The following is a 12,655-nucleotide window of genomic DNA, read 5'->3' on the forward strand; positions in this document are numbered from 1 at the left end:
AGAATGCCCGGTGAAAGCCGGGCTGGCCGGCGGTCAGGTTCCCTGACCGCCGGAAACTATTGGAACATCTGCCATGTTGCGATTTCTCATCGGGCGCCTCGCGGTCCTGATCCCAACATTCCTCGGCGTCACGCTCATCGCCTTCTCGTTCATCCGCATGCTTCCCGGCGATCCCGTCATGCTTCTGTCGGGTGAACGCGTGATGGCGCCTGAGCGTCATGCCCAGATCATGCACGATCTCGGTTTCGACCGGCCCATGTACATCCAGTACTTCGATTACCTCGGCAAGGTGCTACAGGGCGACTTCGGAACGTCGATCGTCACGAAGCGCCCGGTTCTCGGTGATTTTGGCGCTCTCTTCCCGGCAACGCTCGAGCTCTCGCTGTGTGCCATTCTTCTCGCGGTCTGTCTTGGCGTGCCCGCCGGCGTCTTTGCCGCCGTCAAGCGAGGCACGTGGTTCGACCAAAGCGTGATGGGGGTCGCCCTTGTCGGCTATTCGATGCCGATCTTCTGGTGGGGTCTGCTGCTCATCATCTTCTTCTCCGGCTATCTCGGCTGGACTCCTGTTTCGGGCCGCATCTCGCTCATGTATTTCTTCAAGCCGGTCACCGGCTTCATGCTGATCGACAGCCTGCTATCCGGTCAGGCGGGCGCTTTCCGCTCCGCTGTCAGCTATCTCATTCTACCCACGATCGTGCTTGCCACCATCCCGCTTGCTGTCATTGCGCGCCAGACGCGCTCGGCGATGCTCGAAGTGCTTGGCGAAGACTATGTGCGTACTGCCCGCTCCAAGGGCCTGAAGCCGCTTCGGGTCGTTGGCGTGCATGCGCTGCGCAACGCCATGATACCGGTTGTGACGACCATCGGTCTGCAGATCGGCGTCCTGCTCGCGGGCGCGATCCTGACCGAGACGATCTTCTCCTGGCCCGGTATCGGCAAGTGGATGGTCGATTCGGTGTTCAGGCGGGACTATGCAGTCGTCCAAGGTGGTCTTCTGTTGATTGCCGGCATCATCATGCTGGTCAATCTGATCGTCGACATCACCTACGGCTTCATCAACCCACGCATTCGGCACTAGGAGCGGTCCCGTGAGTACGACAAACATCCAAACCGGCACGGTCGCTGCAAAAATCACCCACCCATCCGCTCTTGCGGAATTCTGGTATTATTTCTCGCGAAACAAGGGCGCCGTCATCGGCCTCGCCGTTTTCATCGTCATTCTCGTCGTGGCGCTGCTTGCGCCGCTCGTTGCGCCGCATACGCCGAACGAGCAGAACCGGCAGATGCTGCTTCTCGCTCCTTTCTGGATGGAAGGCGGCAGCTCGTCCTTCCCGCTTGGGACGGACGCTGTCGGACGCGACATTCTCTCGCGCCTGATCTACGGCGCGCGCTTCTCGCTGTTCATCGGTGTTGTCGTCGTGACGATCTCGGTGATCGCAGGCGTTCTGATCGGCCTCGTGGCCGGCTATTTCCGCGGCCGCATTGATATCGCCATCATGCGCCTGATGGACATCATCCTGGCCTTCCCGTCGCTGCTTCTGGCCCTCGTGCTGGTCGCGGTCCTTGGACCCGGTCTCGTCAATGCGATGATTGCAATCTCCATCGTCAACCAGCCGCATTTCGTACGCCTGACACGCGCCTCGGTCATGGCCGAGCGTGAGAAGGAATATGTCATTGCCTCCCGCGTTGCCGGTGCCGGCACCTTGCGGCTGATGTTCAAGACCATCCTGCCGAACTGTCTCGGGCCGCTGATCGTTCAGGCGACGCTCGCCTTCTCGGCGGCGATCCTGGACGCGGCTGCCCTCGGCTTCCTCGGCATGGGCGCGCAGCCTCCCACACCCGAATGGGGCACGATGCTCGCCGAAGCGCGAGAATTCATCCAGCGCGCCTGGTGGGTCGTAACGTTCCCGGGTCTTGCCATCCTAGTCACCGTTCTCGCCATCAACCTGATGGGCGACGGGTTGCGCGATGCGCTCGATCCCAAGCTGAAGAGGTCATGATGCCACTTCTCGATATTCAGAATCTGACCGTCGAATTCCAGACGTCTTCCGGCCTCTTCCGCGCCGTCGACGGCGTATCGCTCAGCTGCGACAAGGGCGAGATCCTCTCGATCGTCGGCGAATCCGGCTCCGGCAAGTCCGTTGCCATGCTCGCCATGATGGGCCTTCTGCCCTGGACGGCGAAGATCACTGCCGACCGCATGACTTTCGACGGCAAGGAGCTCATCGGCATTTCCGGCCGCCAGCGCCGCAGGATCATCGGCAAGGACATGGCGATGATCTTCCAGGAGCCGATGTCGAGCCTGAACCCGTGCTTTACCGTCGGCTTCCAGCTTGGCGAGAGTCTGCGGGTGCACATGGGCCTCAACCGCAAGGAGCGCCGCGAGCGCTCGATCGAGCTCCTGAACCTCGTCGGCATCCCGGCGCCGGAAGATCGCCTGTCGAATTTCCCGCACCAGATGTCCGGCGGCATGAGCCAGCGCGTGATGATCGCCATGGCGCTCGCCTGCAATCCGAAGCTCTTGATCGCCGACGAGCCGACGACCGCACTTGACGTGACTATCCAGGCGCAGATCCTCGACCTGCTCGTGCGCCTGCAAAAGGAGCAGGGCATGGCGCTGGTGCTGATCACCCACGATATGGGTGTCGTCGCCGAAACCGCCGAGCGCGTGCAGGTTCAGTATGCCGGACAAAAGGTCGAGGAGCAGCCGGTCAAGGCGCTCTTCCGCGACCCGCATCATCCCTACACCGCCGCCTTGCTTTCCGCCCTGCCGGAGCGTGCCCAAGTCGGCCAGCATTTGCCGTCGATAGCCGGTGTCGTTCCCGGTCAGCATGACCGGCCGCGCGGCTGTCTGTTCGCACCGCGCTGCGGCTATGCCACGGTCGAGTGCGATCGCGGCGTTGTCCGCCAGGGGCCGGAGCTCGGCCTCGCACTCTGTAACTATCCTTTGAAAGACGGCAAGCCGCTCGGTCACCCCGGCGTGATGCCGAAGCAATCCGCTGGAGATTTCGTATGACCGGCGCCGTTCTCGAGGGCAAGGATCTTGCCCGTTTCTACACCGTCAATCGCGGCATGTTCAAACCGGAGGCGACCGTCAAGGCGCTGGACGGCGTGAGCTTCAGCCTCTATTCCGGCAAGACGCTCGCCGTTGTCGGCGAATCCGGTTGCGGCAAGTCGACGCTTGCGCGCCTCGTCACCATGATCGAAGACCCGACGGCCGGCGAACTGCTGATCGATGGCAAGCCTGCCCGCGTCGGCGACCGCACCCTGCGTAGCCAGGTTCAGATCGTTTTCCAGAATCCTTACGGATCGCTCAATCCGCGCCAGAAGGTCGGTGCAATCCTTGAAGAGCCGCTGAAGATCAACACCGACTTGGATGCCGCCAAGCGACGCCGGAAGGCGGAGGAAATGATGGCGCGCGTCGGTCTGCGGCCTGAGCACTATGACCGCTATCCGCATATGTTCTCCGGTGGCCAGCGCCAGCGTATCGCCATTGCTCGCGCACTCATGCTACGGCCGAAGGTGCTGGTGCTCGACGAGCCGGTTTCGGCGCTCGACCTCTCCATCCAGGCACAGGTGCTGAACCTGTTGATGGACCTGCAGAAGGAGATGGGCCTTGCCTATCTCTTCATCTCGCACGGCCTGTCGGTCGTCCGCCACATCGCCGACGATGTGATGGTCATGTATCTCGGCCGCCCGGTCGAAACCGGGCCCGCAGCGGAAGTCTTTGCGCATCCGCGTCATCCCTATACGGCGGCACTTCTGTCGGCGACGCCTGTCGCCGATCCCGATCGCGCTAAGAACCGTATCCGTCTCCAAGGCGAGCTTCCCTCGCCGCTGAAGCCGCCGAGCGGCTGTCACTTCAACCCGCGCTGCTGGAAGGCGCAGGACTATTGCCGCCGGGTAGAGCCTGAACTAAGTGGAGAGGGTGAACAAAAATACGCCTGTCATTTCCCGCTCGACTGAGCGGATGCAGGCGACGACGGAGGACTGAAATGCCGGAGCGGACGAACCAGGCCCACGCAATCATTGTCATGGGCGTCAGCGGCTCCGGAAAATCCTCGATCGGCGAGAAGCTGGCGGAGGCGCTGAGCCTCCGCTTCATCGAAGGCGACCAGCTTCATCCGGCATCCAACGTCGAGAAAATGTCGAAAGGCATTCCATTGAGCGATGCGGATCGCATGCCTTGGCTCGATCTCATTGGCGAAGCCATGAAGGACGCCCTAGCAAAAGGCGAGGGTGTCATCGTCACATGCTCGGCGCTGAAGCGCCTCTATCGTGAGCGCCTGCGCGCTGCGGCCGGCGGCAATCTATTTTTCGTCTATCTCGAAGGCTCGAGGGAACTGCTGGCCGAGCGGATGGGGCATCGCAAGGGGCACTTCATGCCGTCGTCCCTGCTTGAAAGCCAGCTCGAAACGCTGGAAGCGCCAACGGGCGAACCTGGTGTAGTGACCGTCGATATCGATGACACAGTCGAAGGCATTGCCGAAGAGGCTCGAAAGAAGCTCGCGCCGCTCGGCGTTTCCTGACTACGGCCGCCGCAGAAGCCAGAGCCGGAGGACTCGCGTTGAGCAAAGATGAACTTTCAGCGATCTATCGCGATTACCTCGCGTGTCTCAATGCGCAGGACTGGCATCGGCTGGGGCGCTTCGTCGGCGACCGCGTGCGCCACAATGGCCGGCAGCTCGGCCTGCCAGGCTATCAGGCGATGCTGGCGCGGGATTTCCAGGAGATCCCCGACCTTCGTTTCGACGTCCAACTGCTCACATCCGACCCGCCCCTTGTCGCTAGCCGGCTCGCTTTCGATTGCACGCCGCAGGGTACGTTCCTCGGCCTTCCAGTCAACGGAAAGCGCGTCACTTTCACCGAAAACGTCTTCTATCGCTTCGATCGGGAAAAGATCGACGAGGTATGGTCGATCATCGACAAGGCGGCGATCGAAGCACAGCTCCGATGAAATTCGCCACGTGTTGTCCTGCCGCTACGGATTGAAGCGCTGCGGCGAATAGGCGGAAATATTGATGAACGGCGTTTCTCCGGTGATCAGTTCCGCCAGCACGCGGCCGGTCACCGGACCGAGCGTCAGGCCGTGATGCGCATGACCGAAGGCGAACCACAGGCCGTTGTGCAGCGGCGCCTTGCCGATGATCGGCATCATGTCCGGCGTGCAGGGACGCGCACCCATCCATGGCTCGGGATCGAGCCGGCGTCCGAGCGGGAAGACGGCGCGGGCGACCTTTTCCGCGCGGTCGAGCTGAACCGGCGTCTTCGGCGCGTCGAGCGCGGCAAATTCCGCACCCGTGGTCAGCCGGATGCCGCGGTTCATAGGCGCGAGGAAATAACCGCGCTCGGCATCGAGCGTCCAGTTGTTGAGGACCGCATTGCCTTCCGCGGCATAATGCATGTGATAGCCGCGCTTGACGCCAAGCGGGAAGGAATAGCCGAGCCGCTTGGTGGCAACCGCAGCCCAGGGGCCGAGCGCCATCACCGCGTCGTCTGCCTCGAGCGAACCTTCGGACGTCATGATTTTCCAGCCGGAACCCGACTGGCCGAGCGAAGCGGCATCGCCGATGACAAAACGGCCGCCAAGGCTTTCGAAATAGGCGCGGTAGGCGGCAGTCAGCGCCTGCGGGTCAAGGACCGACCAGGGGTCGCGCCAGCGAATGCCGCCGGCGAAGGTCTGCATGAGGCTCGGCTCCATGCGTGCAATGTCCGCGGAAGACAGCGTTTCGTAGCTGACGCCGAATTCCTTCTGCCAGCTTCCGGCCTCGGCAAGCTCTTCGTCGCGCCTTACCTCGGTCCGGAAGATCTTCATCCAGCCGTCTTTCCGGATCAACTGCTCTGCATGGGACGCCTCGATCAGGTCCTTGTGTTCTAGGATCGAGTTCTCGATCAGCGGCGCATAGGCGCGGGTGATCATCTCGTGGCGTCGTTGATTGGAGTTCCACCAATAGCGGGCAAGGAAGGCGAGCTGGCCTGGGAGCGCCTTCAGGTGATAATGCGCGTCGATGCGGTTGTTCAGCGCATAGCGCAGCAGCAGCCCGATCTGCTGGGGAAAGCCGTAGGGCACGACACCTTCACGCTGGATCAATCCCGCATTGCCGTACGAGGTCTCGCTGCCGGGATCCTTGCGGTCGATCAGCGTTACCTGCCGCCCACGCCGTTGCAGATGAATTGCGGCCGAGACACCGATGATGCCGGCACCGAGCACGATTGCGTTCTTGGTCATTTGTTCTTGCAGCCCACTGAATTCCAAGGGTCGAAAATGCCCTTAGGATCGCGAAGGCGCAATTGAAAAATCGCATTTCATTTCAAAATCATTGCCGTTTTGAGTGCGGCATTTTCGGCCCGGATGCGAATGGCAAGCATGAGCGCGTTCAGGATCGTGAAAGCGGCTGCGTAGAGCGGCATGCCGAAGGCAAGCGGCAGAACCGCAATCTCGCCGGCGACCACCGCATAATTGGGATGCCGCATGAAGCGATAGGGTCCGCTGCGGATGAGCGGTGCCCCAGGCAGAACGATGATCCGCGTCGTCCACCGCTCCTTGAGAGTGGCAAGCACCCAGAGGCGGATGACTTGCAGCAACAGGAAGATGGCGAGCCAAAAAAAGTTCATCGGCCTGTCCGTGGCAAGCAGCCACAATCCGCCGATCCAGGTCGCGTGCAGTGCGACCATGTAGGGGTAATGTTCTGCCCCGGTCTCGTGTCCGCCTTTTGCAAAGAGCGCGGCCGTATTGCGCCTGGCAAGGACAAGCTCACTGAGGCGCTGGAGCGTGACGAAGGTCAGAAGCGCAATAGAGGCGGGCATCATGCAGTTCTCCGCAGCGTGACGCAGCTCGCGGAGAAACCTGGTCCCATGGCGATCATCGCCGCGCGTTCGGGCAGGCCCGCGCGGATCGCTCGTTCCAGCACGAAGAACATGGTCGGCGAGGACATGTTGCCATAATCGGAAACCACCGCGCGCTCGTGATCCAGCGAACCTGGCGCGAGCGAAAGCGCGCTTTCCATTGCCGCCAGCACCTTGGTCCCGCCCGGATGGCATATGAAGCGGCCGATGTCCGGGCGTGAAAGGCCATTGCGGGCGAGTATCCCGTCCACAGCGGGACCGAGCTCCGTCTCCACGAAGGGCGGCAGCGACTGCGCAAGCACGATGCCGAAGCCCGTGTCGTCGATCTTCCAACCCATGATGTCGAGCGTGTCGGGAAACAGATGTTCGCCGCTCGATTCCACTTCGGCTATGCCATCTCCGCCGTTTCGAAGCACGCATGCTGCGGCACCATCGCCGAAGAGCGCGGTTGCGACGATATTGGGCCGCGTCAGCTCGTCCAGCCGAAAGGCGAGGGTGCAAAGCTCGATCGTCACGAAGAGCACGGTCTTGCCCGGTTTGCCCTTCGCCAGGCGCGACGCGATGCCGAATCCCGAGACGCCGGCGGCGCAGCCGAGCCCGAATACCGGCACGCGCTCTATATCCGCCCGGAACCCTATCTTTTCTGCAAGCTGCGCATCCAGACTCGGCGTCATAAACCCGGTAGAGGAGACGGTGACGACGCAATCGACGTCGCTTGCCTTGAGATCGGCCTGGCGCAGCGCCTTGGTCGCGGCTTCGACGAAAAGGCGGCTCGAAACCTCGGCATAGGCCTCCATCCGGTCTTGCCAGCCATGCGGCTCATCGAACCATGAAAGCGGCCGCGCGGCATGCCGCTTGGCGATGCCGGCATTGTCGAAGACGCTCGCAAGATGCCGAAAATCCTCGAAGCGGCCGGCAAAGAGGCGGGCCGATGCCTCGGCTGCTTCCGTCTGCGTGATGATGTGTTCGGGCACGGCAACGGCGAGGCTCAGAAATTTGACCGTATCGTTCACGGCATTCTCCTTTTTGCCCCCCGACGGCAATACGAAGAACACTTCTGACGGCGATTTATTCCCGCGGCCGACGTCACAAAAATGTGATGGGAAATGCCTTGCGCCACCCGAATAAAATGCGGGGTAGGGGTGTTCTTTCGCGGCAACGTCATTTTCCCGGAGATATCCCATGACGACCACGATTGTCCGTATCGCTTCTCTCGTCCTCGGCGGCTGCATCGCCGCTTCCATGCTTCCCACCCCGGTCTTCGCCGTCGGCGGCGGTGGTGGCGGCGGCGCGGGCACACCCACCTGCAAGAAAGGTCAGATCTATGACAAGAGGTCGAAGCAGTGTGTGAGGCAGCAGAGCGCCAATGTGACGGATGAGAACCGTACCGACTATGCCTATTCGCTGGCGAAGGCTGGCCGATACGAAGAAGCGCTGGCCATGCTCGACACCGTCAAGGATCAGAACAATGCGGAAGTGCTGAATTATCGCGGCTATGCCACCCGCAAGCTCGGCCGCACAGATGAAGGCATCTCCTATTACCTTCAGTCGGTAAAGCTCGATCCGCAATATGCGAAGGTCCGTGAATATCTCGGCGAAGCCTACGTCGTCAAAGGCCGCGTCGATCTCGCCAAGGAGCAGCTGAACATGATCAAGGCGATCTGCGGCACGGGCTGCGAGGAATATCAGGATCTCAACGCCGTGATCCTCGATCCGTCGAAGATCTGAATCGAGGCGGCGCGGGGCGGCAAGGAGAGATAATCGAATGCCGGTCGCGCGCACCACATTTCCTGCCTATAGTCGTCTGGAAACGGGATCGCCGCTTCGGTTGGCGATCCCCGGAGGAGGAACTGGGGCGGAGGCGGCCATCGCGAGCGAAGCGGATATCAGGAAAGGCCTGACGGAGAACCTTGCCAGGCTCTGGCGCTATGGTCTCGTGCTCTCGCGGCAGCGCGATGTGGCCGACGACCTCGTGCAGCAGACCTGCGTCCGGGCGCTGGAACGCGGCGGGCAATTCGAACAGGGAACGCGGCTCGATCGCTGGCTGTTTTCGATCCTGCATTCGATCTGGCTGAACGAGATCCGCTCCCGCAAGGTTCGCCAAGGCGCGGGTTTCGCTGCTCCGGAGGAAGCGCTGGTCTTCGACGGAGCCCGCGACACCGAAACGCATGTCATGGCAAACCAGGTGCTGCGGCAGGTGCATGCGCTTCCGGAAGCACAGCGCAGCGCCGTCTTCCTCGCCTATGTGGAAGGGCTCTCCTATCGCGAGGTGGCGGATGTATTGGCTATACCGATCGGAACGGTGATGAGCCGGCTGGCGGCAGCGCGTGCGACGCTTTCCGGCGCCATTTCGGACGAGGGACGGCAATGAGCAACGACATCAACATACCCTCTGACGAAGAGCTGACTGCCTTCATCGACGGCGAACTTCCGCCGCAGGATGCCGCGCGCATCGAAGCGCTCCTTAATGCCGACGAACGCGTGGCCGCGCGGCTGGAATTCCTGTCTCGCAGCAACCTGCCGTTCAAGGATTCCTTTGCTCCGCTACTTGCTGCGGCACCCCAAGCCAGCCTGGAATCGATGCTTGCCGCGATCCTCTCGAAGCAGGAAGGCAAAGCGCCTAGCTTTATGAGCCGACGCGGCTTTCTCGGCGCTCTGGCCGCCTCGGTCGTCGCCGGCGTCATTGCAGACCGCGCCTATCTCGGCATCAGCCGCAACCTATCGAAGGACGAGGGGGCCGAATGGCGCGCTGTCGTTGCCGAATATATCTCGCTCTACACGCCGGACACGCTGGCAGGTCCCGTTCCGCCTGCCGATGTGCAGAGCATTCAGCTTGCCCAGATCGACCGAAAGCTCGGCCTTGCACTTTCTCCCGGTATGGTTGCATTGCAGGGGGTCGACTTCAAGCGCGTACTGCTCCTGGAATATGACGAAAAACCGCTTGCGCAGATTGCCTATCTTGATCCCGAGACCGGCCCGATGGCGCTCTGCATCATCCGCTCGGACAAGGGCGAAAAGACGCCAGACATTGAGGGCCGCAATGGCATGAACGTCATCTACTGGTCCAGCCGGAGCCATGCCTTCATGCTGATCGGCCATGCCCCGGCAGACCGCATGCAGGAAATCGTCGATAACCTCAGGTCAAAATTGACGGCATGAATGCCGTGCCGCCATCATGATGACGAGATTGCATGGTGTTGCCGATCATCTCGATGCGACAGGGACCGGCATTTCAGCATGGATTGGATCAATCGTTATATCGACGAGCCGCTGCTTTCCGGCGCGGCGCGCACGCTGCGGGTTTGGCATGTCTACACGGCACAGCATCCGGAGCGTTTGGAGCCGGTGTGGAACCTGGCGGCGCTTTCCTTCCTAGCAATCGCAAGCCGGTACCATCTCTCGAGTCAGCCCCTTGCCCTCAGCCTTGCAGCATTGTTCATGCTGGCTCTGCCGTCCATCTGGAAGCTGGCTTCCTCCGCATGCGTGGGAAGCGGCGGCTATGACGCGCGGCGCTACAAATCGCTCCGAGCCCGAGCGATCAGCAAGCGTGAGGCGGAATGGTCTCTGCGGATGACCGTTCTCTTCGCCTCGGCCGGGCTGCCGTTCGCAACACGCATCGACGATCCGGTCGGATCAGCCTTCATGACAGGCGCATGCATCTGGTTCGTGCTGACCGCGCCCGTGAAGTTCTACCTAGAAGCAGCCGAGCCGCCCGCCCCCGACCAAGGTGACGGCTCGCATCAGCGTCTCCTCCAGTTTGGCTGATGCCCCTGAAACCCGGCGTTCTGGAACCAATTGCCAAGGATACCCGTTGATAGGTCAGAATCGAAAGAGGAGTTCACCATGCTTTACTATGCTTTGGTATTTCTCGTCGTAGCCCTGATCGCCGGCGTTCTTGGATTTGGCGGCATCGCAGGCGCTTCGGCTTCCATAGCACAGGTTCTTTTCTTCATATTCCTGGTGCTGTTCGTCGTATCGCTCGTCATGCGCCTGATGCGCCGCGAATAGTGCGACGAAATGAGACGTTGAAAAAACCCGGTGCCGCGGCGCCGGGTTTTTTGTATCGATGAGGCGCGATGCCGCCATCCGGCATCTCAAACAGATTTTGATGCCGAAAGTTTGCGACAGACCCTGCAACCCGTGGCATAAGGCCTCCGAAAAACTTTTCTGGGTCCTTATCCGCATATGATTCGTATCGAAAACATCAGCAAGCAGAACAGCCACCGCATCCTCTTCATCGAGGCGACCGCAGCGCTCAACAGAGGCGAGAAGGTCGGTCTCGTCGGTCCGAACGGCGCCGGCAAGACGACCCTTTTCCGGATGATCACGCAGGAGGAGCAGCCTGATGAAGGGCAAGTTTCTGCCGATAAGGGCGTGACCATCGGCTACTTCAACCAGGATGTCGGCGAGATGGAGGGCCGCAGCGCCGTTTCCGAGGTGATGGACGGTGCCGGCCCCGTGAGCATCGTTGCGGCCGAATTGCGGGAGCTCGAGGCTGCCATGTCGGATCCCGAACAAGCCGACGACATGGATGTGATCATCGAGCGCTACGGCGAGGTGCAGGCGCGCTACGAGGAACTGGACGGCTACGCTCTCGAAGGACGCGCACGCGAAGTACTGGCCGGTCTGAGCTTCAGCCAGGAAATGATGGACGGTGATGTCGGTGCGCTGTCGGGCGGCTGGAAGATGCGTGTGGCGCTCGCCCGCATTCTTCTCATGCGCCCGGACGCCATGCTGCTCGACGAACCCAGCAACCATCTGGATCTGGAAAGTCTCATCTGGCTGGAGGAGTTCCTGAAAGGTTACGATGGTGCGCTGCTGATGACCTCGCACGACCGCGAGTTCATGAACCGCATCGTCACCAAGATCATCGAGATCGATGGCGGCAACTTGAACAGCTACTCGGGCGACTATGCTTTTTACGAGCAGCAGCGGGCGCAGAACGAGAAGCAGCAGCAGGCGCAGTTCGAGCGCCAGCAGGCGATGCTCGCCAAGGAAATCAAGTTCATCGAGCGCTTCAAGGCCCGCGCCTCGCATGCTTCGCAGGTGCAGAGCCGCGTGAAGAAGCTGGAGAAGATCGACCGGGTGGAACCGCCCAAGCGCCGCCAGGTCGTCTCGTTCGAGTTTCTGCCGGCACCGCGCTCGGGCGAGGATGTTATCAACCTGAAGAACGTGCACAAGAAATACGGCAGCCGAACCATCTATGAGGGGTTGGATTTCATGGTTCGCCGCCGCGAGCGCTGGTGCATCATGGGCATCAACGGTGCCGGAAAGTCGACGCTTCTGAAGCTGGTTGCGGGTTCGGCAGAGCCGGACGAGGGAAGCGTCGCGCTGGGCGCCAGCGTGAAGATGGGATATTTCGCGCAGCACGCCATGGACCTTCTGGAAGGCGAACGCACCGTACTGCAGTCGCTGGAAGATAAGTTCCCGCAGGCAGGGCAGGGCTCATTGCGGGCTCTGGCGGGCTGCTTCGGATTTTCCGGCGACGATGTCGAGAAGAAATGCCGGGTGCTCTCGGGCGGCGAGAAAGCGCGGCTCGTCATGGCGACGATGCTCTTCGATCCGCCGAACCTCCTCGTGCTGGACGAGCCCACGAACCACCTGGATCTGGACACCAAAGAAATGCTCATCAAGGCTCTCTCCGAGTACGAGGGCACGATGCTGTTCGTCTCGCACGACCGGCACTTCCTGGGCGCTCTGTCCAATCGGGTGCTGGAACTGACCCCAGAAGGCATTCACCAATTTGGCGGCGGCTACACGGAATACGTGGCGCGCACCGGCCATGAGGCGCCCGGCCTGCGCAGTTGAG

General features: G+C 61.4%; 15 protein-coding genes. 12 read left to right on the forward strand and 3 right to left on the reverse strand.

From position 1 onward, the window contains the following. Positions 1 to 73 precede the first annotated feature (73 nt). Genes N2599_RS01730 through N2599_RS01755 form a run of 6 tightly spaced genes read left to right on the forward strand, consistent with a single transcriptional unit; the run spans position 74 to position 4,957 of the window. Entirely contained in the window at positions 74 to 1,078 is a 1,005-nt protein-coding gene (locus N2599_RS01730; RefSeq protein WP_027509947.1) for an ABC transporter permease subunit, read from the forward strand. Positions 1,079 to 1,088: 10 nt separating this feature from the next. Next, the gene (locus N2599_RS01735) at positions 1,089 to 2,000 is read left to right on the forward strand and encodes an ABC transporter permease subunit (protein WP_244564718.1); all 912 of its coding nucleotides are present in this window, start codon (positions 1,089 to 1,091) and stop codon (positions 1,998 to 2,000) included. Beyond that, positions 2,000 to 3,016 carry an ABC transporter ATP-binding protein gene (locus N2599_RS01740; RefSeq protein ID WP_027509949.1) on the forward strand — a complete coding sequence of 339 codons (1,017 nt, stop codon included), beginning with the start codon at positions 2,000 to 2,002 and terminating at the stop codon, positions 3,014 to 3,016. The genes N2599_RS01735 and N2599_RS01740 overlap by 1 nt, the downstream gene beginning before the upstream one ends. Further along, the gene (locus N2599_RS01745) at positions 3,013 to 3,966 is read left to right on the forward strand and encodes a peptide ABC transporter ATP-binding protein (RefSeq protein WP_027509950.1); all 954 of its coding nucleotides are present in this window, start codon (positions 3,013 to 3,015) and stop codon (positions 3,964 to 3,966) included. Before N2599_RS01740 ends, N2599_RS01745 begins: the two co-directional genes overlap by 4 nt. 29 nt (positions 3,967 to 3,995) lie before the next feature. Beyond that, positions 3,996 to 4,529, forward strand: a complete 534-nt coding sequence (locus tag N2599_RS01750) for a gluconokinase (protein ID WP_027509951.1) — start codon at positions 3,996 to 3,998, stop codon at positions 4,527 to 4,529. 38 nt (positions 4,530 to 4,567) lie between these two features. Then, complete coding sequence (locus N2599_RS01755) at positions 4,568 to 4,957, forward strand: ester cyclase (RefSeq protein ID WP_027509952.1); 390 nt, start codon at positions 4,568 to 4,570, stop codon at positions 4,955 to 4,957. A 24-nt stretch (positions 4,958 to 4,981) separates the two neighbouring features. Here the strand turns inward: N2599_RS01755 and N2599_RS01760 are convergent, their stop codons facing one another. From N2599_RS01760 to N2599_RS01770, 3 genes are all read right to left on the reverse strand, one after another. Continuing rightward, complete coding sequence (locus tag N2599_RS01760) at positions 4,982 to 6,229, reverse strand: NAD(P)/FAD-dependent oxidoreductase (protein ID WP_027509953.1); 1,248 nt, start codon at positions 6,227 to 6,229, stop codon at positions 4,982 to 4,984. 77 nt (positions 6,230 to 6,306) lie between these two features. Further along, positions 6,307 to 6,810, reverse strand: a complete 504-nt coding sequence (locus tag N2599_RS01765; RefSeq protein WP_027509954.1) for an isoprenylcysteine carboxyl methyltransferase family protein — start codon at positions 6,808 to 6,810, stop codon at positions 6,307 to 6,309. Continuing rightward, positions 6,807 to 7,859 (reverse strand): type III polyketide synthase, encoded by a 1,053-nt coding sequence (locus tag N2599_RS01770; protein WP_027509955.1) that lies wholly within the window; start codon positions 7,857 to 7,859, stop codon positions 6,807 to 6,809. The genes N2599_RS01765 and N2599_RS01770 overlap by 4 nt, the downstream gene beginning before the upstream one ends. A gap of 169 nt (positions 7,860 to 8,028) precedes the next feature. On the opposite strand from N2599_RS01770, the gene N2599_RS01775 reads away from it, so the two are divergent. The 6 genes from N2599_RS01775 to N2599_RS01800 all read left to right on the forward strand — a co-directional run bounded on the left by N2599_RS01775 (position 8,029) and on the right by N2599_RS01800 (position 12,654). Then, on the forward strand, positions 8,029 to 8,574 hold the full coding sequence (locus tag N2599_RS01775) for a tetratricopeptide repeat protein (protein WP_027509956.1): 546 nt from the start codon (positions 8,029 to 8,031) through the stop codon (positions 8,572 to 8,574). A gap of 37 nt (positions 8,575 to 8,611) precedes the next feature. Next, on the forward strand, positions 8,612 to 9,217 hold the full coding sequence (locus N2599_RS01780) for an RNA polymerase sigma factor (protein WP_027509957.1): 606 nt from the start codon (positions 8,612 to 8,614) through the stop codon (positions 9,215 to 9,217). Then, positions 9,214 to 10,005, forward strand: coding sequence for an anti-sigma factor family protein (locus N2599_RS01785; protein WP_027509958.1), 792 nt, complete (start codon positions 9,214 to 9,216; stop codon positions 10,003 to 10,005). Before N2599_RS01780 ends, N2599_RS01785 begins: the two co-directional genes overlap by 4 nt. Before the next feature lie 78 nt (positions 10,006 to 10,083). Further along, positions 10,084 to 10,611: a hypothetical protein gene (locus tag N2599_RS01790; protein WP_027509959.1), complete on the forward strand. Its 528-nt coding sequence runs from the start codon at positions 10,084 to 10,086 to the stop codon at positions 10,609 to 10,611. A 78-nt stretch (positions 10,612 to 10,689) separates the two neighbouring features. Further along, positions 10,690 to 10,854, forward strand: a complete 165-nt coding sequence (locus N2599_RS01795) for a DUF1328 domain-containing protein (protein ID WP_022717247.1) — start codon at positions 10,690 to 10,692, stop codon at positions 10,852 to 10,854. A 177-nt stretch (positions 10,855 to 11,031) separates the two neighbouring features. Continuing rightward, complete coding sequence (locus tag N2599_RS01800; protein ID WP_027509960.1) at positions 11,032 to 12,654, forward strand: ABC-F family ATP-binding cassette domain-containing protein; 1,623 nt, start codon at positions 11,032 to 11,034, stop codon at positions 12,652 to 12,654. Position 12,655 lies beyond the last annotated feature (1 nt).

This window comes from Rhizobium sullae (assembly GCF_025200715.1).
Taxonomy (GTDB): domain Bacteria; phylum Pseudomonadota; class Alphaproteobacteria; order Rhizobiales; family Rhizobiaceae; genus Rhizobium; species Rhizobium sullae.

Coding starts and splice junctions, on each gene's coding strand:
- N2599_RS01730 (WP_027509947.1), top strand. CDS start 74: ATGTTGCGATTTCTCATCGGGCGCCTCGCGGTCCTGATCCCAACATTC.
- N2599_RS01740 (WP_027509949.1), top strand. CDS start 2,000: ATGCCACTTCTCGATATTCAGAATCTGACCGTCGAATTCCAGACGTCT.
- N2599_RS01745 (WP_027509950.1), top strand. CDS start 3,013: ATGACCGGCGCCGTTCTCGAGGGCAAGGATCTTGCCCGTTTCTACACC.
- N2599_RS01750 (WP_027509951.1), top strand. CDS start 3,996: ATGCCGGAGCGGACGAACCAGGCCCACGCAATCATTGTCATGGGCGTC.
- N2599_RS01760 (WP_027509953.1), bottom strand. CDS start 6,229: ATGACCAAGAACGCAATCGTGCTCGGTGCCGGCATCATCGGTGTCTCG.
- N2599_RS01765 (WP_027509954.1), bottom strand. CDS start 6,810: ATGATGCCCGCCTCTATTGCGCTTCTGACCTTCGTCACGCTCCAGCGC.
- N2599_RS01775 (WP_027509956.1), top strand. CDS start 8,029: ATGACGACCACGATTGTCCGTATCGCTTCTCTCGTCCTCGGCGGCTGC.
- N2599_RS01780 (WP_027509957.1), top strand. CDS start 8,612: ATGCCGGTCGCGCGCACCACATTTCCTGCCTATAGTCGTCTGGAAACG.
- N2599_RS01785 (WP_027509958.1), top strand. CDS start 9,214: ATGAGCAACGACATCAACATACCCTCTGACGAAGAGCTGACTGCCTTC.
- N2599_RS01790 (WP_027509959.1), top strand. CDS start 10,084: ATGGATTGGATCAATCGTTATATCGACGAGCCGCTGCTTTCCGGCGCG.
- N2599_RS01795 (WP_022717247.1), top strand. CDS start 10,690: ATGCTTTACTATGCTTTGGTATTTCTCGTCGTAGCCCTGATCGCCGGC.
- N2599_RS01800 (WP_027509960.1), top strand. CDS start 11,032: ATGATTCGTATCGAAAACATCAGCAAGCAGAACAGCCACCGCATCCTC.